The sequence below is a fragment of the Saccharopolyspora flava genome (assembly GCF_900116135.1).
Lineage (GTDB): Bacteria > Actinomycetota > Actinomycetes > Mycobacteriales > Pseudonocardiaceae > Saccharopolyspora > Saccharopolyspora flava.
This window is the reverse complement of sequence record NZ_FOZX01000003.1, coordinates 158,450-181,850: the sequence shown is the minus strand read 5'-3', so window position 1 is coordinate 181,850 and position 23,401 is coordinate 158,450. Positions and strand designations below refer to the sequence as shown.

At 69.7% G+C, this 23,401-nt stretch carries 22 protein-coding genes; 8 read left to right on the top strand and 14 right to left on the bottom strand.

Annotation, left to right across the window (positions count from 1 at the left end):
• Window positions 1–22: 22 nt before the first annotated feature.
• Both BM424_RS11245 and BM424_RS11240 read right to left on the bottom strand, forming a co-directional pair.
• The gene (locus tag BM424_RS11245) at window positions 23–679 is read right to left on the bottom strand and encodes an RES family NAD+ phosphorylase (protein WP_175548037.1); all 657 of its coding nucleotides are present in this window, start codon (window positions 677–679) and stop codon (window positions 23–25) included.
• Between the two features lie 33 nt (window positions 680–712).
• Window positions 713–1,297, bottom strand: a complete 585-nt coding sequence (locus tag BM424_RS11240; RefSeq protein WP_093416000.1) for a DNA-binding protein — start codon at window positions 1,295–1,297, stop codon at window positions 713–715.
• A 268-nt stretch (window positions 1,298–1,565) separates the two neighbouring features.
• On the opposite strand from BM424_RS11240, the gene BM424_RS11235 reads away from it, so the two are divergent.
• The 6 genes from BM424_RS11235 to BM424_RS11210 all read left to right on the top strand — a co-directional run bounded on the left by BM424_RS11235 (window position 1,566) and on the right by BM424_RS11210 (window position 8,062).
• On the top strand, window positions 1,566–3,236 hold the full coding sequence (locus tag BM424_RS11235; protein WP_245775770.1) for a class I adenylate-forming enzyme family protein: 1,671 nt from the start codon (window positions 1,566–1,568) through the stop codon (window positions 3,234–3,236).
• A 17-nt stretch (window positions 3,237–3,253) separates the two neighbouring features.
• Window positions 3,254–4,006: an SDR family oxidoreductase gene (locus BM424_RS11230; protein WP_093415999.1), complete on the top strand. Its 753-nt coding sequence runs from the start codon at window positions 3,254–3,256 to the stop codon at window positions 4,004–4,006.
• Window positions 4,007–4,067: 61 nt separating this feature from the next.
• Window positions 4,068–4,784, top strand: a complete 717-nt coding sequence (locus tag BM424_RS11225; protein ID WP_093416938.1) for an SDR family oxidoreductase — start codon at window positions 4,068–4,070, stop codon at window positions 4,782–4,784.
• Window positions 4,785–4,816: 32 nt separating this feature from the next.
• Window positions 4,817–5,434: a TetR/AcrR family transcriptional regulator gene (locus tag BM424_RS11220; protein WP_093415998.1), complete on the top strand. Its 618-nt coding sequence runs from the start codon at window positions 4,817–4,819 to the stop codon at window positions 5,432–5,434.
• Window positions 5,435–5,529: 95 nt separating this feature from the next.
• Window positions 5,530–7,086 carry an AbgT family transporter gene (locus BM424_RS11215; RefSeq protein WP_093415997.1) on the top strand — a complete coding sequence of 519 codons (1,557 nt, stop codon included), beginning with the start codon at window positions 5,530–5,532 and terminating at the stop codon, window positions 7,084–7,086.
• A gap of 598 nt (window positions 7,087–7,684) precedes the next feature.
• Window positions 7,685–8,062: a hypothetical protein gene (locus tag BM424_RS11210; RefSeq protein WP_342742607.1), complete on the top strand. Its 378-nt coding sequence runs from the start codon at window positions 7,685–7,687 to the stop codon at window positions 8,060–8,062.
• Window positions 8,063–8,447: 385 nt separating this feature from the next.
• Here the strand turns inward: BM424_RS11210 and BM424_RS11205 are convergent, their stop codons facing one another.
• From BM424_RS11205 to BM424_RS11175, 7 genes are all read right to left on the bottom strand, one after another.
• On the bottom strand, window positions 8,448–8,900 hold the full coding sequence (locus tag BM424_RS11205; protein WP_093415995.1) for a MaoC family dehydratase: 453 nt from the start codon (window positions 8,898–8,900) through the stop codon (window positions 8,448–8,450).
• Complete coding sequence (locus BM424_RS11200; RefSeq protein ID WP_093415994.1) at window positions 8,897–9,994, bottom strand: acyl-CoA dehydrogenase family protein; 1,098 nt, start codon at window positions 9,992–9,994, stop codon at window positions 8,897–8,899. Before BM424_RS11200 ends, BM424_RS11205 begins: the two co-directional genes overlap by 4 nt.
• Window positions 9,991–11,169 (bottom strand): acyl-CoA dehydrogenase family protein, encoded by a 1,179-nt coding sequence (locus BM424_RS11195; protein WP_093416936.1) that lies wholly within the window; start codon window positions 11,167–11,169, stop codon window positions 9,991–9,993. The genes BM424_RS11200 and BM424_RS11195 overlap by 4 nt, the downstream gene beginning before the upstream one ends.
• 5 nt (window positions 11,170–11,174) lie before the next feature.
• Complete coding sequence (gene fabG, locus BM424_RS11190; RefSeq protein ID WP_217649683.1) at window positions 11,175–11,930, bottom strand: 3-oxoacyl-ACP reductase FabG; 756 nt, start codon at window positions 11,928–11,930, stop codon at window positions 11,175–11,177.
• Between the two features lie 203 nt (window positions 11,931–12,133).
• Window positions 12,134–13,351 (bottom strand): acyl-CoA dehydrogenase family protein, encoded by a 1,218-nt coding sequence (locus BM424_RS11185; protein ID WP_093415991.1) that lies wholly within the window; start codon window positions 13,349–13,351, stop codon window positions 12,134–12,136.
• 3 nt (window positions 13,352–13,354) lie between these two features.
• Complete coding sequence (locus BM424_RS11180; protein ID WP_425441998.1) at window positions 13,355–14,392, bottom strand: phosphotransferase family protein; 1,038 nt, start codon at window positions 14,390–14,392, stop codon at window positions 13,355–13,357.
• Complete coding sequence (locus BM424_RS11175) at window positions 14,389–15,069, bottom strand: HAD family hydrolase (RefSeq protein WP_093415989.1); 681 nt, start codon at window positions 15,067–15,069, stop codon at window positions 14,389–14,391. The genes BM424_RS11180 and BM424_RS11175 overlap by 4 nt, the downstream gene beginning before the upstream one ends.
• A 349-nt stretch (window positions 15,070–15,418) precedes the next feature.
• Between BM424_RS11175 and BM424_RS11170 the strand changes: the two genes are divergently transcribed.
• Complete coding sequence (locus BM424_RS11170) at window positions 15,419–16,054, top strand: cyclase (protein WP_093415988.1); 636 nt, start codon at window positions 15,419–15,421, stop codon at window positions 16,052–16,054.
• A gap of 34 nt (window positions 16,055–16,088) precedes the next feature.
• On the opposite strand, the gene BM424_RS11165 is transcribed toward BM424_RS11170, so the two are convergent.
• The 5 genes from BM424_RS11165 to BM424_RS28385 form a co-directional block, all read right to left on the bottom strand.
• Entirely contained in the window at window positions 16,089–17,228 is a 1,140-nt protein-coding gene (locus BM424_RS11165) for a benzoate/H(+) symporter BenE family transporter (RefSeq protein WP_245775769.1), read from the bottom strand.
• A 223-nt stretch (window positions 17,229–17,451) separates the two neighbouring features.
• On the bottom strand, window positions 17,452–19,005 hold the full coding sequence (locus BM424_RS11160; RefSeq protein WP_093416931.1) for a GMC family oxidoreductase: 1,554 nt from the start codon (window positions 19,003–19,005) through the stop codon (window positions 17,452–17,454).
• Between the two features lie 18 nt (window positions 19,006–19,023).
• The gene (locus tag BM424_RS11155) at window positions 19,024–20,568 is read right to left on the bottom strand and encodes an APC family permease (protein WP_093415985.1); all 1,545 of its coding nucleotides are present in this window, start codon (window positions 20,566–20,568) and stop codon (window positions 19,024–19,026) included.
• A 156-nt stretch (window positions 20,569–20,724) separates the two neighbouring features.
• Window positions 20,725–22,218: an aldehyde dehydrogenase family protein gene (locus BM424_RS11150; RefSeq protein WP_093415983.1), complete on the bottom strand. Its 1,494-nt coding sequence runs from the start codon at window positions 22,216–22,218 to the stop codon at window positions 20,725–20,727.
• Window positions 22,219–22,403: 185 nt separating this feature from the next.
• Window positions 22,404–22,721 (bottom strand): hypothetical protein, encoded by a 318-nt coding sequence (locus tag BM424_RS28385; protein ID WP_139274046.1) that lies wholly within the window; start codon window positions 22,719–22,721, stop codon window positions 22,404–22,406.
• A 30-nt stretch (window positions 22,722–22,751) separates the two neighbouring features.
• On the opposite strand from BM424_RS28385, the gene BM424_RS11145 reads away from it, so the two are divergent.
• The gene (locus BM424_RS11145) at window positions 22,752–23,327 is read left to right on the top strand and encodes a TetR/AcrR family transcriptional regulator (RefSeq protein ID WP_093415981.1); all 576 of its coding nucleotides are present in this window, start codon (window positions 22,752–22,754) and stop codon (window positions 23,325–23,327) included.
• Window positions 23,328–23,401: the final 74 nt, after the last annotated feature.

Below are 23,401 nucleotides of genomic sequence, written 5' to 3'. Positions count from 1 at the left end.
GAGGACCGGGGTGTCCGCCGTTTCAGTCCAGGAGGGTGTAGCTGAGCTCCTGGCAGACCCGGCCGAGCGGGACGTCGAGGCCCGGGTGGCTGAGGGGCAGCAGCACGTCGGGAGTGTCCGGCAGGGCCGTGTCCGCCGGCGGGTCCCAGAGGCAGACCGAGGGGTTGCCGGAGTCCATCGAGGACCGGTACCAGAGGCCGTCGAGCTCCGGGTAGGACGCGCGGATCGCGCGCGCCCACGCCTGGGTGCGGGACTTCGGGCCGCTGCTGATGGCCTGCGAGGCACCGGCCCGGGTGGGCCAGAGCCCGGTGAGGTCGAGCAGCCGCAACGTCCGGCGCGGGCGGAACAGCACCAGGTGCGGGCTGCGGGTGCGACGGTCCACTGTGGAGGTGGCCTGGTAGACCTCGGCGATGCAGGTCTGCACCGACAGCGAGAAGTACAGCACCCCGTGCTCGCGGGTGATCGTCGGCCCGCCCTGCGAGTTGGGCAGGTGCGGGTCGAAGCGGGCGTGCGGCAGCGGGCCCGCGTAGCGGAAGCTGTTCCACTGCTGCGGGTGCGTGCCGCCGGAGGTGAACACGCGCGCGAGCCTGGTGCCCGCGGGTACTGCGATCACGTCCTCCGCGCGGCGGAGGATCGCCTGCAGCGCTGCAGGAGCGGGCGGCTGGGGGAGCCGTGCCAAAGTGTGTCCCGGTGGTGGTCGCGGTGGGGCTGGTCAGGCGGGGGTGCCGATGGCGGCGGCGAGCTCGGCGACCCGCTGCGGGTCACCCCCGGCCAGCAGCCACTCTCGCGGGCTCACCGGTCTGTCGTGGATCTCCAGGTCTTCCTGCGGGGTGGTCATGAAGTTGGCCAGCACGAGCGCGGGCTGGTCGGCCGGCATCCAGGCCAGAACGACGTCCAGTCCCGGCAGCACGTCGGAGTCGCCGAACTGCCACGCGGGCAGCCGCCAGCCGCCGCGGTCCTTCCAGCCGATCAGGCGGCGTTCGCCGATGCGGTGGCGGATGCGGCTGGTGTCGACGCCGATGCGAGCGGCGGCCTGCCCGACCGACAGCGCGGTGTCGCGCAGCACGGTCTGCTCGGCGACGGTGCGCGCGCGGGGGTCGGCTTCGTCGGCGTCCAGCGGGCGCAGGTCGAGCCCGGTGCCGGTGAGGGCGTCGCGCTCCGCTTCGGTGAAGTGCGCGGCTGGGTCGACCTGCGGCGAGGTGAGCTTCTTGGCTGCGTCCTCGACGAGGGTGAGGAATTCGTTGGCGGTGACCTTCAAACCGGCCCGGGCCAACACGGTCTCCAGCGCGGCTGACATGACCCCAGAATACCGCAGAGCGCACGAGATGCGTGCGCGAACGTGCGCCGATGCACGCGAAACTCACCGCCTGTAGCACTGATGTTGCAGATGGTGACGATGAGGTTGCTCTGACCGGATTCACCCCGGTCCGGCGTCCGTGTCCTTGATCGCCCGCCAGGTGGCATCGGCCGACTGCGAAGTGTCGGCGGATCGCCTCTTGACGGGGGCGGCGATGGGTCGTTGACTGGACGTACCGACTGGTCGGTCTCACTGTGGAGGTGGCGCGTTGGGCAGCGTGTACGACGAACGGCCGTGGCTGAAGCTCTACGAGGGCGAGCTCCCCGCCGAGATCGAGCCGCGGCACGCCACGATGGTCGAGCTGTTCGCCGACGCGGTCCGCACGAACCCCGACGGGCTCGCCCTGACCTACTTCGACGGTCGGCTGACCTTCGCCGAGCTCGACGACCTCAGCAACGGCCTCGCCCGCCACCTCGCCGACAGCGGCGTGAACCCCGGCGACCGGGTCGCGGTCTACCTGCAGAACGTGCCGCAGTTCGCGATCGCGGTGCTCGCCGGGTGGAAGATCGGGGCCATCGTCGTCCCGCTCAACCCGATGTACCGGGTCCACGAGCTCACCAAGATCCTCGGCGACGCCCGGCCGAAGGCCGTGATCGCCTCCGAGCTGGGCTGGCACGACGTCGTCGGTGGCGTCGCCACCGCCCTGGGCATCGACATCGCGGTCACCACCAGCGAGCTCGACCTGCAGACCCGCAACGACCCCCGGCTGTTCGCCAAGACCGAGCGCAAGCCCGCGGCCGGGACCGTCGACCTGCTCGCGGTCGCCCGCGCGCACTCCGGCGAACGCCCGCCCGAGGTCGCGCAGTCGTCCTCCGACATCGCGCTGCTGGTCTACACCTCGGGCACCAGCGGAGTCCCCAAGGGCGCCACCAACACCCACGGCAACATCGTGTTCAACGCCGAGGGCACGGCCCTGCGGCTGGACGAGGACACCCCGGGCGGGATCTTCGCGCTGGCGCCGCTGTTCCACATCACCGGCCTGGTCGTGCAGTTCGCCGCCGCGCTGGCCGCCGGGCGCCAGCTCGACATGGCCTACCGCTTCGAACCCGGCGTCGTGCTCGACGCCCTGGCCGAGCACCGGCCCGCGTTCATGGTCGGGCCCTCCACCGCCTACATGGCGCTGATGAACCACGCCGAGGTCACGCCCGAGCACTTCGCCTCGCTGAAGATGGTGCACTCCGGCGGTGCCCCGCTGCCCTCGGCGGTGGTGGAGTCCTTCCGGGAGCGCTTCGGCCTCTACATCCGCAACGGCTACGGCCTCACCGAGACCAGCGCCACCGCCACCTCGGTGCCGCTGGGCAAGGAGGCCCCGGTCGACGCCGCCTCCGGCACCCTCGCCGTCGGCGTGCCCACCTACAACACCGTGCTGCGGGTCGTCGACGAGGACGGTGCCGACCTGCCCGTCGGCGAGGTCGGTGAGATCGTCATCGAGGGACCGATGGTGGTCCCGGCCTACTGGAACAAGCCCGACGAGACCGCCGCGGCCATCCGCGACGGCCGGCTGCACACCGGCGACGTGGGGTTCATGGACGAGCAGGGCTGGTTCTACGTGGTGGACCGGAAGAAGGACATGATCAACGCCTCGGGTTTCAAGGTCTGGCCGCGCGAGGTCGAGGACGTCCTCTACGGGCACCCGGCCGTGCGCGAAGCCGCCGTCGTCGGCGTGCCCGACCCCTACCGCGGCGAGACCGTGAAGGCCTTCATCAGCCTGGCCCGCGACAGCTCCGCCACCGGCGAGGAGCTCGTCGAGCACTGCAAGCGGCAGCTGGCCGCCTACAAGTACCCGCGGAGCGTCGAGATCCTCGACGAGCTCCCGAAGACCGCGACCGGCAAGATCCTGCGCCGGCAGCTGCGCGACGCGGCGCGAGCCGGCGAGTGACACGGAAGGAAGAAGCATTGAGCAAGCGTTTCGACGGACGAGTGGCGATCGTGACCGGTGCCAGCCGGGGAATCGGGCTCGCCATCGCCGAACGCCTGGTCGCCGAGGGCGCCAAGGTGACCATCACCGCCCGCAAGCCGGAACCGCTGGCCGAAGCCGTCAAGGGCCTCGGCGAGGAGAACGCGCTGGGCATCGCGGGCAAGGCCGACGACGTCGAGCACCAGGCCGAGGTCGTCGCCAAGACCCAGGAGGCCTTCGGCCGGGTCGACGTGCTGGTCAACAACACCGGCATCAACCCCGCCTTCGGCCCGATGATCGACCTCGACCACGGGGTCGCGGCCAAGACCTTCCAGGTCAACGTGCTCGCGGCGCTGTCGTGGACCCAGCAGGTCTTCCGGGCCGGGATGGGTGAGCACGGCGGGTCGGTGCTCAACGTGTGCTCGGTCGCCGGCCTCAACCCCGCGCCCGGCATCGGCTTCTACGGCGCGACCAAGGCGATGCTGGCGCACATGACCCAGGAGCTCGCCGTCGAGCTCGCGCCGAAGGTGCGGGTCAACGCCATCGCCCCGGCCGTGGTCAAGACGAAGTTCGCCACCGCCCTCTACGCCGAGAACGAGGCCGAGGTCGCCGCCGGATACCCGTTGGGGCGCTTGGGGATTCCCTCCGACATCTCCGGTGCCGCGGCGTTCCTGCTCTCCGAGGAGGCCTCCTGGATCACCGGGCAGATCATGGTCCTCGACGGCGGTACGACCCTGAAGGGCGGTATGTGACGTGGAGTTCGCCGATTCGGTCGTGATCATCACCGGCGCCGGCAACGGCATCGGTGCCGCGATGGCCCGCAAGTTCGCCGCGCTCGGCGCGAGAACCGTGCTGGCGGACCTCGATTCGGACGCCGTGCGGTCCGTCGCCGACGAGGTGGGCGGTCTCGCGGTGCCCGGTGACGTGGCCGGCGAGCAGGGCGTGAACGCGCTCGTCGAGGCGGCGATGGCCGAGCACGGCCGGATCGACGTCTTCTGCGCCAACGCCGGCATCGGCCGCAACGGCGGCCCCGAAGCCGACGAGGACGCCTGGGCCGCGTCGTGGGAGGTCAACGTGATGTCCCACGTGCGCGCGGCCCGGGCGGTCCTGCCGCACTGGCTGGAGCGCGGCAAGGGCCACTTCCTCGGCACCGCCTCGGCCGCCGGACTGCTCACCATGCTCGGCTCCGCGCCGTACTCGGTGACCAAGCACGCCGCGGTCGCCTTCGCCGAGTACCTCAACATCACCTACGCGGACAAGGGCGTGACCGCGCAGGCGCTGTGCCCGCAGGGCGTGCGCACCCAGCTGCTGGAGGCCACCGGCGAGACCGGGCAGATCCTCATGGGCGCCACGGCCATCGAGGCCACCGACGTCGCCGAGATGGTCGCCGAGAAGCTGGGCGGCGAGGAGTTCCTGATCCTGCCGCACCCCGAGGTCGCCGACTACTACGCGTTGCGAGCGGCCCAACCGGAACGCTGGCAGGGCGGCATGCGCAAGCTGCAGCGCAAGGTCGAGAAACGACCCGTCTAGGCTTGTGGGGACGTATCGACGAGGGAGGAACGATGGCGCGGTCGGCCAACGCACGCACGTCCACCGCTGCGGAGGCGGGAACCGAACCGGTACCCCAGCGATTGCTGGCCGTAGCCACCCGGCTGTTCGCCGAGCAGGGCTTCGAAGCCACCTCGGTGCAGCAGATCGTCGATGCGGCGGGCGTCACCAAGGGCGCGATGTACCACTACTTCGGCTCCAAGGACGACCTGCTCTACGAGATCTACGCCCGGGTGCTGCGCGACCAGCAGGCCAGGCTGGAGAGCGCGGCCGACAGCGATTCCCCCGTCCGGGAACGGCTGCACGCGGCCGCGTCGGACGTCGTGGCCACCACGGCGGCCAACCTGGAGGACACGATCATCTTCTTCCGGTCGATGCACCTGCTGCACGCCGACAAGCAGGCCGAGGTGCGCGCCGAGCGGCGTCGCTACCACGAGCGGGTGCGCGGGCTGATCGAGGAAGGCCAGTCCAGCGGGGTGTTCCGCACCGACAAGCAGGCGGACCTGGTGGTGGACTTCTTCTTCGGCGCGGTGCACCACCTCGGCACCTGGTTCCGCGAGGACGGCAAGCTCACCGGTGAGGAGGTGGGCGCGCACTTCGCCGACCTCCTGCTGGACTCGCTGCGGCCGTAGTTTCCGTCCTGTTTCGTTCCGGCGCCGGGGCTTGTGGCTTCGGCGCCGGAGCGGTTGGCTACCGCTGGCATGTCACCGGCCGGCGGGAGTGACCCGTGAGCGAGACCGAAGCGGCGCGCACCTCGCGCCTGGACCGAGCGCTCAACCTGATCGAGCGGATCGGCAACCGGCTCCCCGAACCGTTCATCCTGTTCGGACTGCTGTTCCTGGTCGTGGCCGTGGTGTCCACGGCGGTCGCGGCGTTCGGCGTCACCGTGACCATCCCGGGCGCGGCGGAGGCGACGCCGGTCCGCGGCGCGTTCACCGGTGAGGGGCTGGAGTTCCTCTTCACCGAGATGCCGGAGAACTTCATCGGCTTCCCGCCGCTGGAAACGGTCGTCACGATCATGCTCGCGGTCGGCCTGGCCGAGCGCACCGGCATGCTCACCGCGCTGATCAGGGCGTTCTTCGGCAGCGCGCGTGGACCGGTGCTGCCCTACGCGGTGGGTCTGGTCGGCGTCAGCGCGAGCGTGATGGCCGACTCGGCGATGATCATCCTCCCGCCGCTGGCGGCGCTGGTGTTCAAGGCCGCCGGGCGGCACCCGGTCGCGGGCCTGCTGGGCGGGTTCGCCGCGACCGGCGCCGGGTACTCCACCTCGATCGTCGTGACCAGCCTGGACGCGCTGTTCTCCGGGATCAGCAACAAGGTCGCCGAGACGCTGCCCGACCCGGGCACGCTGGTCACGCCGGTGTCGAACTACTACTTCAACGCGGTCTCCGCGGTCCTGCTGGGGCTGCTGGCCGGGTTCCTCATCGACCGGCTCATCGAACCCCGCCTGGTCCGGGGCGGGGTGTCCCGCGAGGCCGTCGACGGGGAGCAGGACACCGACCTCGAGGTCGCGCTCGAACCCGCCGAGCGGAGCGGTCTGGTGCGGGCTGGGGTGGCGTTCCTGATCGCGGCGGCGCTGGTGCTGCTGCTGGTGTTCTGGCCGGACTCGCCGCTGGCCAACGCCGACGGAGGGTTCCTGCCGGACTCACCGCTGATGGACTCGGTGACCACGCTGATCTTCCTCGGCTTCGCCGTCCCGGCGATCGCCTACGGCGCTCAGGCGGGGTCGATCAACCGCGCCGCCGACGTGCCGCGGCTGATGGCGCTGGCGCTGCGCGACCTGACCGGGTTCCTGGTGCTGGCGTTCATGCTCGGGCAGTTCATCGCGCTGTTCAACTGGACGAATCTCGGTTCGCTGGTGGCGGTTTCGGGTGCCGACCTGCTGCAGTCGCTGAACCTGGACGGGTATCCGGCGTTCCTCGGGTTCATGCTGCTGGCGTCGGTGCTGAACCTGTTCATCATCTCCGGGTCGAGCCTGTGGACGCTGATGGCGGCGGTGTTCGTGCCGATGTTCGCGCTGCTGGGCTTCGAACCCGGCTTCGCGCAGGCGGCGTTCCGCGTCGGCGACTCGGCCACGCAGATCATGACACCGCTGAACCCGTACATGATCATCATCCTGGGCTACCTCCGCCGCTACGAACCCGAAGCCGGCATCGGCACCCTGGTCGCCCGCATGGTCCCCTTCGTCGTCCCGTTCTGGCTCCTCTGGGCCCTGGTCATGACGATCTTCTACGCCTTCGACCTCCCCCTAGGCCCAGGAATGGGAATCCACACCCACCCATGACGACCGCCCGACCACATCCCGGTCGACGCTTCGCGGCTCGGCTGCGCGGAGCGGGGCAGGCGACAGTTTTAGTCCAAACTGTCCGGACATTTCGGGCGTCACCCGGCGACAGTTTTCACTAAAACTGTCCCCCTCCAGCACCCACCACCCACGAAACCCGACGTCGCGAGGTCTCGATCCCCAGCGGTGGGGTTCGGGTTCACGCGTGACGGTGGGAGGGAGGTTTTCATGAAAACCTTGGTTTGTGAATGTGTTTCGGGGTGGGGGAAGTTTTCATGAAAACTTCCCCCACCCCGAAACGTGAGGTGATCTTCGGTTGTGGTCTCCGACGGGGGCTCGGGATAGGAATCCTGCTCACTCGAATTACCTGCTGTCCGTGAAGTTCGTCAAAGTGGTCGGCGGAGTCGTTCGCGAGGTCCGGAACCGTGAGCGGGGTGCGGACGGCTGTTCGTGATGTGATCGCGGGGTGAGTGGTCGAGGCCGGGAGGTAGTGCACGTGCGTATCGGAATTACCGGGCCTTCCAACCTCACTCCGGAAACGAGTCGTCTGGTTTATCGGGCGTTGGGGCGCGAGCTGGACGCGCATCGCGGGGATGCGGTGATCGGTGTGAGCTGCCTGGCCAGGGGAGCGGATCAGGTTTTCGCTCGGGTGGTCCTCGACGCCGGTGGAACGCTCGAAGTCGTGCTTCCCGCCGCCGACTACCGCGAGCGGAAGGTCAAGCCGGACAACGCTGCGGAGTTCGACGAGCTGCTGGCCAGGAGTGCGACCGTCCGCACCTTGGCGTTCCCGGAGTCCAACAGAGAGGCCTACATGGCCGCCGGCGAGCACGTCCTGAACTCCGTCGACGCGATGATCGCCGTGTGGGATGGCAAGCCGTCCGGCGGCCACGGCGGTACCGGTGACGTCGTCGAGGCGGCTCGTCGCCGCGGAATCCCGGTCACCGTGGTCTGGCCGGATGGGGCCGAGCGCGAGTGACCCGGTTTCGCCGAGTCTTCGGCCCAGACGTGGAAATCCACACCCACCCATGACGACCGGGATCACCGCCCGGCCACATCCCGGTCGACGCTTCGAGGCTCGGTTGTGCGGAGCGGGGCAGGCGACAGTTTTAGTCCAAACTGTCCGGACATTTCGGGCGTCACCCGGCGACAGTTCTCACTAAAACTGTCCCCCTCCAGCACCCACCACCCACGAAACCCGACGTCGCGAGGTCTCGATCCCCAGGGGTGGGGTCCGCGTCGTCCGTGACGGTGGGCGGGAGGTTTTCATGAAAACCTTCGTTTGTGAATGTGTTTCGGGGTGGGGGAAGTTTTCATGAAAACTTCCCCCACCCCGAAACGTGAGGCGATCTTCGGTTGTGGTGTCAGAGGAGGACTCGGGAGAGGAATTCCGCGACGCAGGCGGGTTTTTCAGCGCCCTCGATCTCCACCACGGCCTTGACCGTGAGCTGCAGGCCGCCTTCGATCTCGGTGGCGTCGACGAGCTGGGTCGTCGAGCGGACCCGGGAACCGACCGGGACCGGGGACGGGAAGCGGACCTTGTTGAGGCCGTAGTTGATGCCCATCTTGACGTTGTCGACCCGGAAGGTCTCCGAGTTCAGCTTGGGCAGCAGGCTCAGCGTCAGGAACCCGTGGGCGATCGGCGTGCCGAACGGCCCCGCCTTGGCCTTGTCGACGTCGACGTGGATCCACTGGTGGTCGTGGGTGGCGTCGGCGAAGGTGTTGACCTGCTCCTGGGTGATGGTCAACCACTCGCTGGTGCCGAGCTCCTGGCCCTTGGCCGCCAGGAGCTCGTCCTTGCTGGCGAAAACCTTCATGCGCTTCCTCCGGGAAGGTCGACGAGTTCGGCGATCCGGGCCCGGTGGACCTCGGCGATGCCGAAGGTGAGCTGCGAGCTCTTCGCGCGCCCCAGGTACAGGTGCGCCGGGTGCTCCCAGGTCATGCCGATGCCGCCGTGCAGCTGCAGGTGCTCCTCGGCCGCGCGGACCACGAGGTCGGAGACGTAGGCCTGGGCCATCGCCACCGCCAGCTCCTCCTCGCTGCCCGAGGCCAGCGCGTCGGAGGCGTTGCGGGACACCGCCCGCGCCATGCTGATCTTGGTCCACAGGTCGGCCAGCCGGTGCTTGATCGCCTGGAACGACCCGATCTGCCTGCCGAACTGGTAGCGGGTCTTGCCGTACTCGACGGTGGTGTCCAGGCAGTGCTGGGCGAGTCCGACCTGCTCGGCGGCCAGCATCCCGGCCGCCGTGACCAGCGCCCGGTGCAGGGCGGCCTCGGCCTCCGCGCCGGAGGCGATGCGCTGACCGGGCGTGCCGTCGAGCTCCAGCGTGCCGAAGCGGCGGGTCAGGTCCAGCGGCGTCGTCGGCGTGCGCGTGGCCGCCGCGGCCTCCACCAGGTACAGCGCCGGCCCGTCGGCGTCGACCGCCGGGACCACCACGTGGTCGGCGACCTCCAGGTCCACCACGGCCGACACCCGGCCGGTCAGCGCCGAGCCCTCGGCCTTGACGGTCCGCGGGAACGGCGCGTGCGGGGCGGTGGTGAGGCCGACGGCGAGCGTGCCCACCTCCGACCCGTCCACCAGCCGCGGCAGCACGGTCCGCTCGCCGCAGCCCACCAGGGTCGCGGTCGCCAGCACCGCGCTCAGGAACGGGACCGGGGCCACGGCGCGGCCGATCTCCTCGGCCACCACCGACAGCTCCCGCGCCGTGGCACCGGCACCGCCCAGCTCCTCCGGCACGAGCAGGCCCGCCAGGCCCATCTCGCCGGCCAGCGAGCGCCACAGGTCCAGGTCGTAGGGCTCGTCGGTCTCCACGCGGGCCAGGACGGCCGTCCAGTCGCAGCGGTCCCGCAGCACCCGGCGCACCCCGGAGCGCAGGTCCTCCTCGACCTCGGTGTAGAGCAGGTCCGTCATCGCGGCAGCTCCTTCCACGGCTTGTCCTTGTCGGTGCGGATCTCCGGCGGCAGGCCGAGGATCCGCTCGGCGATGACGTTGCGCAGGATCTCCGTCGTGCCGCCCTCGATGGTGTTGCCCTTGGCCCGCAGGTAGCGGAATCCGGGGCCGCGCTTGGTGAAGTCGGCGAACTCCGGCTGGCGGAACGTCCAGTCGTCGTAGGCCAGGCCCTCCGCGCCCAGCAGCTCCAGCTGGTAGCCGGTGAGCCGCTGGTTGAGCTCGGCGAAGGCCGACTTGATCGCCGAGCCCTCCGGGCCCGGTTCGCCGACGGCCATCTGCTGGCGCAACCGGATGCTGGTCAGGCGCACGGCCTCGGCCTCCACCCACAGCTCCAGCAGCCGGTCGTGCAGACCCGGCGTGCGCTTGTCCGGGTGCTCGCGCCACTGCTCGGCGGCGGCGCCGATCAGGCCGCTCTCGCGCGGGGGCGTGCGGCCGCCGATGGCGACGCGCTCGTTCATCAGCGTGCCCAGCGCCACCGACCAGCCCTGGCCGACCTCGCCGAGCCGCTGCGAGTCGGGGATGCGCACCCCGGTCAGGAAGACCTCGTTGAACTCGGCCTCACCGGTGATCTGCCGCAGCGGGCGGACTTCCACGCCCGGCGCGGTCATGTCGCAGATGAAGTAGGTCAGGCCCTTGTGCTTGGGCTGGTCCGGATCGGACCGGGTCACCAGGATCGCCCAGCGCGCCTGGTGGGCCAGCGACGTCCACACCTTCTGCCCGTCCACGACCCACTCGTCGCCGTCCTTGACGGCGCGCGTGGACAGCGCCGCGAGGTCCGATCCGGCTCCCGGCTCGCTGAAGAGCTGGCACCAGATCTCCTCACCGGTCCACAGCGGACGCAGGTAGCGGCGGCGCTGCTCGTCGTCGCCGAACCGCAGGATCGTCGGCGCGGCCATGCCCAGGCCGATGACGTTCATGTGCGGCCGGTTGTCGGGTGCGCCCGCCTCGGCGAACGCGGCGTCGACGTCGGCCTGCAGCTCGCGGGCCGCGCCCAGTCCGCCCAGCCCCTCCGGGAAGTGCACCCACGCCAGCCCGGCGTCGAACCGGGCGCGCAGGAACTCCAGCCGGTCGGTGCTCTTCGGGTCGTGCGCGGCCAGGAACTCCTCGACCCGGCCGCGCAGCTCGGTGGCGTCCACGCCGCTCACGCCTTCGGCCCGCCGGCCACGTAGATGACCTGGCCGGAGACGAAACCGGACCGCTCGTCGGCGAAGAACGACACCGTGTTGGCGATGTCCTCCGGCGCGCCCGCGCGGCCCACCGGGATCTGCGAGATCGCGGCGGTGGTGAAGTCCTCGAAGGACATGCCGACGCGCTCCGCGGTCGCCTTGGTCATGTCGGTGGCGATGAAGCCCGGGGCGATGGCGTTGGCGGTGATGCCGAACTTGCCGAGCTCGATGGCGAGGGTCTTGGTCAGGCCCTGCAGACCGGCCTTGGCGGTGGAGTAGTTGGCCTGGCCGCGGTTGCCCAGCGCCGAGGTCGACGAGAGGTTGACGATGCGGCCCCACTTGGCCTCGACCATGTGCTTCTGGACCGCGCGGGCCATCAGGAACGAGCCGCGCAGGTGCACGCTTATGACGGTGTCCCAGTCGTCCTCGGACATCTTGAACAGCATGTTGTCGCGCAGCACGCCCGCGTTGTTGACCAGCACGGTCGGCGCGCCCAGCTCGGAGGCGATCCGGTCGACGGCGGCCTGCACCTGCTCGGCGTCGGCGACGTTGGCCCCCACGGCCAGCGCCTTGCCGCCGCCGGCCTCGATCGCCGAGACCGTTTCCGCGCACTGCTTCTCGTCAAGGTCGATGACGCCGACGGCGAAGCCGTCCTCGGCCAGCCTCTTCGCGGTGGCCGCACCGATCCCGCGAGCGGCACCGGTCACGATCGCGACACGACTCTCAGTCATGGACAACTCCTCGCTGCTCTGTTCCTCAGTCACGGTCCCGACCGGGGTGACCGGAATACCGGAGTAATCCGGTCACCGATTACGGCGGTAATCCGTGTTGGACGCGGAATACCGCCGTAATCCGCGTCCGGAATACCGGAGTAATCGGGTCACCACCCGGGGTCGGGGGTTCGTCGGGGTAAACGGGGGAGAGGGGTGGTGGGTTACTTCTTGGTGTACTTGCGGAGTTCTCGGCGGGCCAGGGAGCGGCGGTGGACCTCGTCCGGGCCGTCGACGATGTGCAGGGTGCGGGCGTGGGCGTAGAGCGCGGCCAGCGGGAACTCCTGGGAGACGCCGCCACCGCCGTGGGCCTGGATGGCGCGGTCGATGACCCAGGTGGTCATCTCCGGCACCGCCACCTTGATCGCCTGGATCTCGGTGTGCGCGCCCTGGTTTCCGACGGTGTCCATCAGCCACGCGGTCTTGAGCACCAGCAGCCGGGCCTGCTCGATCTTGACGCGGGACTCGGCGATCCAGTGCTGCACCACGCCCTGCTCGGCCAGCGGCTTGCCGAACGCGACGCGCTCGGAGGTGCGCCGGCACATCAGCTCCAGCGCCCGCTCGGCCATGCCGATCGCGCGCATGCAGTGGTGGATGCGGCCGGGACCCAGCCGCGCCTGGGCGATGGCGAAGCCCTCGCCCTCACCGGAGATGACGTTCTCGACCGGCACCCGCACGTCGTTGAACACGACCTCGGCGTGGCCGCCGTGGTCGGCGTCGTCGTAGCCGAAGACGTGCATGCTGCGCTTGATCTCGACGCCGGGGGTGTCCTTGGGCACCAGCACCTGGCTCTGCTGGCGGTGCCGCTCGGCGTCCGGGTCGGTCTTGCCCATCACGATGAGGATCTTGGCGCGCGGGCTCATCGCCCCGGAGGAGAACCACTTCCGGCCGTTGATGACGTAGTGGTCGCCGTCGCGGACGATCCGGGTGCCGATGTTGGTGGCGTCGGAGGAGGCCACGTCGGGCTCGGTCATGCAGAACGCCGAGCGGATCTCGCCGTCGAGCAGCGGCTGCAGCCACTGCTTGCGCTGCGCCTCGGTGCCGAACTGGGCCAGCACCTCCATGTTCCCGGTGTCCGGCGCCGCGCAGTTGGTGGCCTCCGGCGCGAGAGCCCCGGAGCGGCCCATGATCTCGCACAGCGGGGCGTACTGGAGGTTGGTCAGGCCCGCGCCGTGCTCACCGGGCAGGAAGAGGTTCCACAGGCCGCGCCGCTTGGCCTCGGCCTTAAGCTCCTCCATGATCGGCGGGTGCGCCGACCAGCGGTCGGGGGCCTCGTCGAGCTGCTGGTGGAACACCGGCTCGGCGGGGTAGATGTGCGAGTCCATGAAGTCCAGCAGCTCGCCCTGCAGCTGTTGGGTCTTGGCGTCGAACGCGAAATCCATCTGTCATGCCTCCTTGAGGGTCGCCAGGCCCTGCGCGACGAGCGGAGCCACCAGGCCGCCGACGTGCTCGAAGCCCTCGCCGACGGTCTGGTTCTGGATGAAGCGGAAGTGGATGCCTTCGAGGATCACCGCGATCTTGAAGTAGCCGAAGGCCAGGTACCAGTCCAGATCGGACAGGTCGAGCGGGCTGCGCTCGGCGTAGCGCGCGAAGAGCTGCTTCGCGCTGGGGAAGCCGTACTCCGGGCCGACGCCCTTGGCGATGGGGTTGTTGGCCAGACCGCTGAAGCCCTCCCAGTACACGGCCAGCAGGCCGAGGTCGGTGAGCGGGTCGCCGATGGTGGCCATCTCCCAGTCGAGCACGGCCTTGATCTGCTGGTCGTCGCCGACGATGACGTTGTCCAGCCGGTAGTCGCCGTGCACGATGCCCACCGGCCCGCCGGAGGGGACCGAGGCGGCCAGCTGCTGGGAGAGCGCGTCGATGCCCTCGACCTCGCGGCTGTGCGAGGCCTTGAGCTGCTTGGTCCAGCGCCGCACCTGGCGCTCCAGGAAGCCCTCCGGGCGGCCGAACTCGGCGAGCCCGACCGAGGCCGGGTCGAGGGAGTGCAGGTCCGCCAGCACGTCCATGAGCTGGTAGGACAGCGCGTGGCGCTGCTGCTCGGTGAGCGCCTCGCTCTGCTCGGGCGAGCGGTAGACGGCGCCGGGCACGTACTCCATGACGTAGAACGGGGCGCCGAGCACCTCCTCGTTCTGGCACAGCAGCTCGGCCCGGGGCACGGGCACGGCGGTGTCGGCCAGGGCGGTGAGCATCCGGTGCTCGCGGCTCATGTCGTGCGCGGTGGCCAGCACGTGCCCGAGCGGCGGGCGGCGCACGACCCACTGCCGGACGCCGTCGCCGACGATGTAGGTCAGGTTGGAGCGGCCGCCCTGCACCAGCTCACCGGTGAGCTCGCCGGTGACCATGCCGGGCATCTCGACGTCGAGGTAGGCCCGCAGCCGGTGGAGGTCGAGTCCGGGCAGCTCGTCGGGCTCTGGTGCGTTCACCTGATCTCCTCTTGCGGTACGGAACCGGCGGGCAGCAGCTCCGCCAGCCGGGTTCGGGTGTCGGCCGGGCCGGTGTGCAGCACGGCGTGCATGCCCAGTTCGCGGGCGGCGTCGACGTTGGGAGCGCCGTCGTCGACGAAGGCGGTCTGCTCGGGGTCGAGGCCGAGCGCGTCCAGGCTCATCCGGTAGATGCGGGGGTCGGGCTTGCGCAGCCCGACCTCGCCGGAGAGGACGGTGGAGTCGAACAGCCCCGCCAGCTGCTCCCACGGGTAGGCGTCGATGTTCCCCCAGCTGTTGGACAGCAGTGCGGTGCGGATCCCGCGTTCCCGCAGGTCCCGCACCAGCGTCAGCATGGCCGGTTCGGGCCGCATCCGCCCGAAGAGCCGTCCGAGCAGGTCATCGGGGGAGACCGGCTGGTCGTCGAGGGTGCGCAGGCGGGCGGCCATCGCCTCGTTGAAGCCGGCGGCGTCGAGTTCGCCGGTCTCCAGCCGGTGCACGGGCGTGCCCTCGGGCGCGTTGCGCGACAGCCACTCCTTGAGCGCGGCGGAGAACAGCTCCGGGCGGATGCGCTCCTCGGTCAGCCAGGCGTTGATCGAGTCGCGGGTGGGTGTGGTGAGCACACCTCCGTAGTCGAAGACGACCGCGCGCACGGCCGGGTTGGCGACACTGGAACCCATGAACTGGACCGTACCGACTAGACGGTATGTCGCGCTAGCCCCAGTTCGGGCGTCCGCGTGGCGTCAAGGCGCCGGGGTGATGTCGCGGTCGCCCGAACGGCCGCACGGCGCTCACGCCGCGTTCGCGGGTGTCCGGTTCATCCGGATCGGTGGTGTGATCGAGGGGTGGTGGTCCTCGTCGGGACGGCGGTTGCGCGGCCTCGTCCGGCCGAGCGCGGTGACGGTGGGTCAAAGGTGGTAACTCCGGCAAAAACGTCGTCGTTGACCGGGCTTTTAACCCGTCGGTAGGTTTCGAATCCGCCGCGCGGCCAGCACTTTTCGAATTCCCACGAACGTGCAGGAGAGGCCAATGAAGTCCGTCCTCAGTGGAAAGCGCGCCGCCATCGCGGCCGCCTTCGCCGCCGGTGCGGCGCTCGCCGTCGTCCCGCAGGCCGCGGCCGCGCCCTTCGACGTCAACTTCGACTGCTCCGGTGACTCGCCGCTCGGCGCGCAGCAGTTCAGCCTGCAGCAGAGCACCGACGTCACCGCGCCCGAGACCGTCGCCCCCGGGGCCGCGTTCGACGTCGTCGTCGACCCGGCCGTGAACACCATCCCGGGCGAGGTCAACGGCAACACCGTCAAGGAGGTCGGCGGCTTCGACCTCAAGATCCCGATCCCGGCCAACTCCACCTACGTCTCGGCCGACCTGGAGGGCGGCTCGGGCCTCGGCGACGCCGCGCCGACCATCGACGTCGCCGACGGCGTGGCCACGCTGCACCTCGACGGCCCGATCGCCGGCGACAGCGAGTTCGAGCTGCCCACCATCACCGTGCACCTCACCGCCGGTGAGTCCGGCACGATCGAGACGAAGCTGGCCGGCAGCAGCTACGAGGACCCGGGTCTGACCTTCACCGCCGTGGTGTCCTCGGTGGTCGGCGACGTCGACGTCCCGTCGGCGTGCTTCCCCAACCCGAACCCGACCCTGACCACGACGACCATCGGCTGACCGGCGGGAGCGGCGGGGGCGATGTCCCCGCCGCTCACCTGCGGGTGATCAGGTGCGCGAGGACGCCCGCGACCAGGCCCCAGAAGACCGAGGCGATGCCGAAGGCCGTGATGCCCGAGGCGGTGACCAGGAACGCGATCAGCGCGGCCGTCCGGTCCTCGGCCTCGGCGGTGGCCTTGGCCAGCGAGCCGCCGATGGTGTCCAGCAGGCCGATCCCGGCCAGCGCGGCGATCAGCGCACCCGGGAACGCGGCGATCAGGCTCGCCAGCGTCGCCCCGAACACCGCGATGAGCAGGTACAGCGCGCCCGAGGTGATCGCGGCCTTGTAGCGCTGCGCCGGGTCCTCGTGGGCCTCCTCGCCCATCGCCAGCGCGGCCGTGATCGCCGCGAGGTTGATGCCGAAGCAGCCCAGCGGGGCCAGCAGCACGTTCGCCAACCCGGTCCAGGACAGCACCGGCGAGATCGGCGTGGTGTAGCCGTGCGCCCGCAGCGTCACGACGCCGGGCAGGTTCTGCGAGGTCATGGTGATGACGAACAGCGGGATCGCGATGCCCACCACCGAGTGCACCGAGAACTCCGGCCACGTCCACACCGGCGTCGCCAGGGCCAGGTCGACCTCCCCGGCCCGCAGGGTGCCGGCCAGCGCCGTCCCGGCCACGCCCAGCACCAGCGCGACCAGCACCGCGTAGCGCGGCAGGAACCGCTTGGCCAGCAGGTACCCGGCCAGCATCACCGCCACCAGCGCGAACTGCTCGCGCATCGTGGTGAACAGGTCGAGGCCGAAGCGCAGCAGCACACCGCCCAGCAGCGCGGCGGCGATCGCGGGCGGGATGAGGTTCACCGCCCGCTCGAACAACCCGGTCACGCCCACCAGCAGCGACAGCACCGCGGCCAGCAGGAACGCGCCGACGGCCTCCGGCATCGACAGCCCGTGGCCGCTGGCGGCCAGCAGGGCCGCGCCCGGCGTCGACCAGGCCAGCACGATCGGAGCGCGGGTGCGCCACGACAGCGCGATCGAGACGACGCCGATCCCGATGCCCAGCGCGAAGATCCACGAGGAGATCTCGGCGGGCGACGCCCCCAGCGCCTGCGCGGCGGAGAAGACGATGGCCGCCGAGCTCACCACGCCCACCAGCGTCGTGATGAACCCGGAGACCAGGGTGGAGACCGGCATCATCCGAACCCGCTGCTCTGACCGCACAACCCCGTCCGTTCTCTCGGCGAACGACCACGATCGCATCGCGACCGCCCGCAGCGGGGCGAACTGTGTTCAGGAAAACGAAAACCCCTCCGGGACGGGGGACCGGAGGGGTTCTCATCACCGGATCCCGGACGCGTTCGGGGCGGTCCGGGGTCCGCGGGCGGGCGTCCTCGGTGGGGGAGGACGCCCGCCCGGCTCAGGCGTTGTCCTGCTTGAGCATGTCCGAGCACTTCTCGCCGATGGCCATGGTAGTGATGTTCGGGTTGACCGCCACCAGGAACGGCATCACCGAGGCGTCGGCGACGCGCAGGCCCTGCACGCCCTTGACGCGCAGCCGCGGGTCCAGCGGCTTCGACTCGTCGTCGGCCGCACCCATCTTCACCGAACCGGCCGGGTGGTAGACGGTGTTGTGGGTGCGCTTGATGTAGTCGGCGATCTCGTCGTCGGTCTGCACGTCCTTGCCGGGGAAGAGCTCCTCGCCGGCCCACTCCTGCATCGCCGACTGCGCGACGATCTTGCGGGCCAGCTTGATGCCCTCGGTCATGACGCGGATGTCGTGACCGTCCGGGTCGGTGAAGTACTTCGGGTCCACCTTGGCCTTGTCCCGGAAGTCCTTGCTGCGCAACCGAACCGTGCCGGTCGAGCGGGCGCGGGTGACGTTCGGGGTCAGGCAGAAGGCGTTCTCCGAGGTCGGGTAGCCCTGCCGCACGGTGTGCATGTCGAACGGCACCGAACCGTAGTGGAACATCAGGTCCGGGCGGTCCAGGCCGTCCTCGGTGCGGGTGAAGATGCCGATCTCCCACCACTGGGTGGAGTCCTCCACCATCGGCTTCTTGGCCTCCCAGCTGATCACGCCCTCGGGGTGGTCCTCCAGGGTGGAGCCGACGCCGGGGGAGTCGACCAGCACGTCGATGCCGAACTCGCGCAGGTGCTCGGCCGGGCCGATGCCCGAGAGCATCAGCAGCTTCGGCGTGTCGATCGCGCCGGTGGAGAGCACGACCTCCTTGCGGGCGGTGACCGTCTTGGAGTGGATCAGGTCGTCGCTGAGGTACTCCACACCGGTGGCGCGGGTGCCGTCGAAGGTGACCTTCTTGGCCCAGGCGTTGGTGCGGATCTCCAGGTTCGGCCGGTCCATGATCGGGTGCAGGTAGGACACCGACGACGAGGAGCGGGTGCCGTCCTGCTTGGCGTTGATCTGGAACCAGTTGGCGCCGTGGGTGACCGTCGTGCCGGAGTTGAACTCGGTGGTCGGGATGCCCTGCTGCTTGCAGGCCTCCAGCAGCGCCACACCGGTCGGGTCCTTCGGCGGGACCGAGCGGATGGTCACCGGGCCGGAGCGGCCGTGGTGCTCACCCGGTCCGTCGTTGGTCTCCAGCCGCTTGTACAGCGGGAACATGTCCTTCGAGCCCCAGCCGGGCAGGCCCATCGACTCCCACTCGTCGAGGTCCTCGGCCGGAGCCCAGAACGCGATGCAGGAGTTGTGCGAGGAGCAGCCGCCGAGCACCCGGGCGCGGGCGTGGCGCATGAAGGAGTTGCCGTTCTCCTGCGGCTCGATGAGGTAGTCCCAGTCGTAGCCGGACTCCAGCAGCGCCATCCACTTCTTGAGCTCGAGGACGTTGCTGTCGCCGACGTCGGACGGGCCGGCTTCGAGCAGGCACACGGTGGTGCCGGGGTCCTCCGACAGCCGTGCCGCGACCGCCGCACCGGCGCTGCCGCCGCCCACCACGACGTAGTCGAACTGATCGGTCATGGTCATTCCTTTCCGAACTCAGACGAGGGACGTGGTCTCGTCGCCCGCGGTGTCCTTCTCGGACGACGCGTGGTCGGCGAGAACACCCACCTTGTGCCGCTGGACGAACCAGTAGTAGGCGAAACCGGCCACCGCCGCGATCCCGACGAACAGCACCGAGCTGTACTGCAGGTACCAGTGGTACGGGGGCTCGGCGTTGTAGACCTCGGTGCGAGGCCAGGCCAGGTTGATCGACATGCCCAGGCCCCACAGCACGGCCAGGACGTTGATCGGCAGGCCCAGCTTGCCGAGGCTGAACCGGCCCTTCTCCTTGACCGGCTTCCACGTCCCGCGCAGGCGCGCCACCAGCATCGGGATCGTGACCAGCAGGTAGGAGATGTAGATCAGGATGATCGCCAGCGAGGTGATCGCGGTGAAGATCTGCGGCTGGCCGATGTTGACCAGCAGCAGCACGATCGCGACCACGCCGATGAACACCGCGGGCAGCACCGGGGTCTGGAAGCGCGGGCTCACCCGGGCCAGCAGCTTGCCCGCGGGAAGCGCGTTGTCGCGGGCCATCGCGAACATGATGCGGATCGCGGCGGTGTGCACCGCCAGCACGCACACGGTGATCGCCACGAAGATCGCCAGCAGGAACAGCCGGCCGACGAACGGGCCGAGCGCGTCGCTGAGCACGAACTGCAGACCGGACTCCGCCAGCTCCGGGGCGTTGAAGTCGCGGGTGGCCATCATGCCGAACAGCAGGATCAGGCCGCCGAGCACGAACGAGGCGATCAGCGCGCGCAGGATGGCGCGCGGGGCGTTCTTGTGCGGGTCGATCGACTCCTCGCCGAGGGAGGCGGCGGTGTCGAAGCCGTACATGACGTACGAGGAGGCGATGCCGGCGACCAGGAAGGCGCTCAGGTAGCTGCCGCCGAAGGCCGATTCGGTGCCGTTGGTGTCGAGGATGACCGTCGGCGGGTTCACCACGACCAGCGCCAGCGCGATGATCAGCAGCACCGCGGCGGCCAGCTCGATGAACACGCCGGTGGAGTTGATCTGCGCCATCAGCTTCACGCCGTAGGCGTTGACCAGCGTGGTGAACAGGATCAGCACCAGCGCCAGCAGCACCGCGTTGACCGCGGAGTCGGTGGCGTCGGAACCGTCCCCGATGAACTGGAAACCGGCCCAGATCTGGGGCAGCGTGTTCTGGTAGGCCAGGGCCGTGGCCGAGATCGACACGATCGAGGCCAGCAGCATCATCCAGCCGGCTAACCAGCCGACGTGCGGGCCACCGAGCTTCTTGGCCCAGTTGTAGATGGAACCGGCGATCGGGTAACGCGATGCCAGCTCGGCGAAACTCAACGCCACCAGCAACTGCCCGAGGAACACGATCGGCCAGGACCACACGTAGGCGGGTCCGCCGAAGCCGATGCCGAAGTACGAGAGTTGGAAGGCGCCGGTGAGCACCGAGATGTAGCTGATGCCTGCGGCGAAGGTGTGGAAGCTGCCGAGGCTTCTCTTCAGCTTGTTGGTGTAGCCGAACTCGTTGAGCCCGGCGTCGTGATTGGTGGGCGCGCTCATGCCCCGAACTCCTTCCCCGGCCGCACCCTCCCGCCGGGAGGCAGGAGCGACGACGCGGGTTGGTTGTTTGCTAGCGCGAAATCCCGCTTCCCACAATGCGTTTGCGGGCGGTGCGGCGGAACGCTGTCCGCCGCACCGGACACAAGATTCCTTTCCTTACTTCGCGGAGAACCAGTTCTGCGGACCGGGCCGCAGGTTCTGGTAGACGTGCTTGGCCTCCTGGTACTCGCCGAGACCGGCGCGGCCCAGTTCGCGTCCGATGCCGGACTGCTTGAAGCCGCCCCACTCGGCCTGCGGGAGGTACGGGTGGAAGTCGTTGATCCAGACGGTGCCGTGCCGCAGCCGGTTGGCCACCCGCTGCGCCTTGGCCGGGTCGCCGGTGAACACCGCGCCTGCCAGCCCGTAGTGGGTGTCGTTGGCGATGCGGATCGCGTCGTCCTCGTCGGTGAAGCGCTCGACGGTCAGCACCGGGCCGAACGATTCCTCGGTGACCGCGTAGCTGCCCTGCTTCACCTCGTCGAGGACGGTGGGCAGGTAGTAGTGGCCGTTCGCGTAGCGCTCGCCTTCGGGGCGCTTGCCGCCGGTGCGCAGCACCGCTCCCTCGGAGACGGCCTTCTGGACGTAGTCGTCGACCTTCTGCAGGTGCGCGGCCGAGATCAGCGGGCCGGTCTCGGCGTCCTCGTCGAAGGGGCCGCCGATGCGGATCTGCTCGGCGCGGCGGACGATCTCGTCCACCAGCGCGTCGTGCAGCTCGTCCTGCACGATCAGCCGGGCGCCCGCGGAGCAGACCTGGCCGGAGTGCAGGAAGATCGCGGTGAGCGCGAAGTCCACGGCGGTGTCGAAGTCGGCGTCGGCGAAGACGACGTTGGGGTTCTTGCCGCCCAGCTCCAGCGCGACCTTCTTGACCGTAGGCGCGGCCATCGCCGAGATCTTGCGGCCGGTGTGCAGGCCGCCGGTGAACGAGATCAGGTCCACGTCGGGGTGCTCGGCCAGCACCGAGCCGACCTCGGAACCGGTGCCCGGCACCAGGTTTCCGACCCCGGCGGGCAGACCGGCCTCGTCCAGCGCGCGCATCAGCAGGATCGCGGTGGAGGGGGTGAGCTCGCTGGGCTTGAGGACGAAGGTGTCGCCCGCGGCGATGGCCGGCGCGACCTTCCAGGCCACCTGCAGCAGCGGGAAGTTCCAGGGTGTGATCATCCCGCACACGCCGACCGGCTCGTACTGCACGCGGCTGATCGCGTCGGGGGTGCCGGTGTCGACGAGGGCGCCCGCGTCGGTGCCGGCGATCTTGCCGAAGTAGCGGAAGCAGGCGGCGATGTCGTCCATGTCGTACTCGCTCTCCACCAGGCGCTTGCCGGTGTCGAGCGATTCGGCGCGGGCGAACTCGTCCTTGTCCCGGACCAGGATGTCGGCGACGCGCAGCAGCAGGTCACCGCGCTCCCAGGCGGAGCCGGTCGACCAGGTGCCCTCGTCGAAGACGCGGCGCGCGGCCGCGATGGCCCGCTCGGCGTCGGCGCGACCGCCCTCGGAGACGGTGGCGGCGAGCTGCCCGTCGGCGGGGCAGTGGATCTGCCGGGTGCGGCCGTCGGCGGCCGGGACCCACTCGCCGTCGATGTAGCACGTGGCTGCCGAATTGTCTGCTTGCGGCATGGCTCTTCCCCGTAAAAGTCGCTTGTGTGTCCGCGTCCTCATCCGCGTGTGGAACACGCGCCGCCCCCGGCGGCGAGTTCACAATGCGGCGGACGCCGATTCGTCGCCACGCGAATCCGCACCGGGCGATGATGCGGAGCAATTCGCCGAATGGTGCCCATCTCGGGCACGCATCGGTCTCGAATTCACCTCCTGGTGTTCCATTCGGTGGCTTCCGGGCGCGTTTTCTCCCATTCCGCGCGACGCAATTCTTTCCGCCGCGCGGAGCCTTTGGCTGCGCTGCCGGGGAAGGACACTAACACCATTGATGTACATCTGTACATCATCTGCGGGTCATCGATGCCGGAACGCGTGGAAAAATGCGTTCTGAACTGGTCAAACGTGTGTCCGGTGACGTGGACCGCATCGGTATCGGCCGCGACGTGGCAAGCTGGATCTCCGGATCGGCCGATCGCCCCAGGTCGTTCCTCCGGTCCCACCACCCGGATGCCGATGACGTTCACGCGCTGTGACAGGGGAGGAACACCGAGCGCATGTCGACCACGCAGCCCGCGCCGCCCGCTCGCCGCAAGGACCCCGACCGCCGGGAGCGCATCGCGCGCGCCGCGATCGAGGTCGTCGCCGAACGCGGCGTCGAGAAGCTCACGCACCGCAGCGTCGCGGCTGCCGCGGGGGTCCCGCTCGGTTCCACCACCTACTACTTCGCGACCCTCGACGACCTGCTCGCCAGCGCCCTGCGGCAGGCCGCCGAGGACGACGTCGAGCACATGCGCAGGTGGGCCGACGAGCTCGAACCCGGCTGCGACCTGGCCGAGGCGCTCACCGACCTGGTGCTGCACTACCTCGGCGACGCCCGCGCGCAGACCGCCGTCGAGCACCAGCTCTACATCGCCGCGCTGCACAAGCCGGCCTTGCGCCAGGTGAGCCAGGAGTGGGACACCTGGCTGGCCGAGCTGTTCGCCTCCTACACCGACGAGACCACCGGCCGCGCGCTGTCGGTGCTGTTCTGCGGTTGGCAGCTGCAGGGGATCGTCCGGGAATCGGTGCCGAGCCGAGACGAAATCGAGACTACTTTTCGGCGGATGCTGGAACCCGGCGCGAAAACCTGATTCCAACAGGCATTTCAGGGTGGGTGTCCGGATGGTCAACATCGGATGTCCGTTGCATTGCACCGGAATCGGGG

Excerpts from the sequence above, each read along its gene's own strand:
- BM424_RS11240 (WP_093416000.1), bottom strand. The coding sequence starts at position 1,297 with ATGTCAGCCGCGCTGGAGACCGTGTTGGCCCGGGCCGGTTTGAAGGTC.
- BM424_RS11225 (WP_093416938.1), top strand. The coding sequence starts at position 4,068 with ATGGCCCGCAAGTTCGCCGCGCTCGGCGCGAGAACCGTGCTGGCGGAC.
- BM424_RS11220 (WP_093415998.1), top strand. The coding sequence starts at position 4,817 with ATGGCGCGGTCGGCCAACGCACGCACGTCCACCGCTGCGGAGGCGGGA.
- BM424_RS11205 (WP_093415995.1), bottom strand. The coding sequence starts at position 8,900 with ATGAAGGTTTTCGCCAGCAAGGACGAGCTCCTGGCGGCCAAGGGCCAG.
- BM424_RS11200 (WP_093415994.1), bottom strand. The coding sequence starts at position 9,994 with ATGACGGACCTGCTCTACACCGAGGTCGAGGAGGACCTGCGCTCCGGG.
- fabG (WP_217649683.1), bottom strand. The coding sequence starts at position 11,930 with ATGACTGAGAGTCGTGTCGCGATCGTGACCGGTGCCGCTCGCGGGATC.
- BM424_RS11185 (WP_093415991.1), bottom strand. The coding sequence starts at position 13,351 with ATGGATTTCGCGTTCGACGCCAAGACCCAACAGCTGCAGGGCGAGCTG.
- BM424_RS11175 (WP_093415989.1), bottom strand. The coding sequence starts at position 15,069 with ATGGGTTCCAGTGTCGCCAACCCGGCCGTGCGCGCGGTCGTCTTCGAC.
- BM424_RS11170 (WP_093415988.1), top strand. The coding sequence starts at position 15,419 with ATGAAGTCCGTCCTCAGTGGAAAGCGCGCCGCCATCGCGGCCGCCTTC.
- BM424_RS11165 (WP_245775769.1), bottom strand. The coding sequence starts at position 17,228 with ATGCCGGTCTCCACCCTGGTCTCCGGGTTCATCACGACGCTGGTGGGC.
- BM424_RS11160 (WP_093416931.1), bottom strand. The coding sequence starts at position 19,005 with ATGACCGATCAGTTCGACTACGTCGTGGTGGGCGGCGGCAGCGCCGGT.
- BM424_RS11155 (WP_093415985.1), bottom strand. The coding sequence starts at position 20,568 with ATGAGCGCGCCCACCAATCACGACGCCGGGCTCAACGAGTTCGGCTAC.
- BM424_RS11150 (WP_093415983.1), bottom strand. The coding sequence starts at position 22,218 with ATGCCGCAAGCAGACAATTCGGCAGCCACGTGCTACATCGACGGCGAG.
- BM424_RS11145 (WP_093415981.1), top strand. The coding sequence starts at position 22,752 with ATGTCGACCACGCAGCCCGCGCCGCCCGCTCGCCGCAAGGACCCCGAC.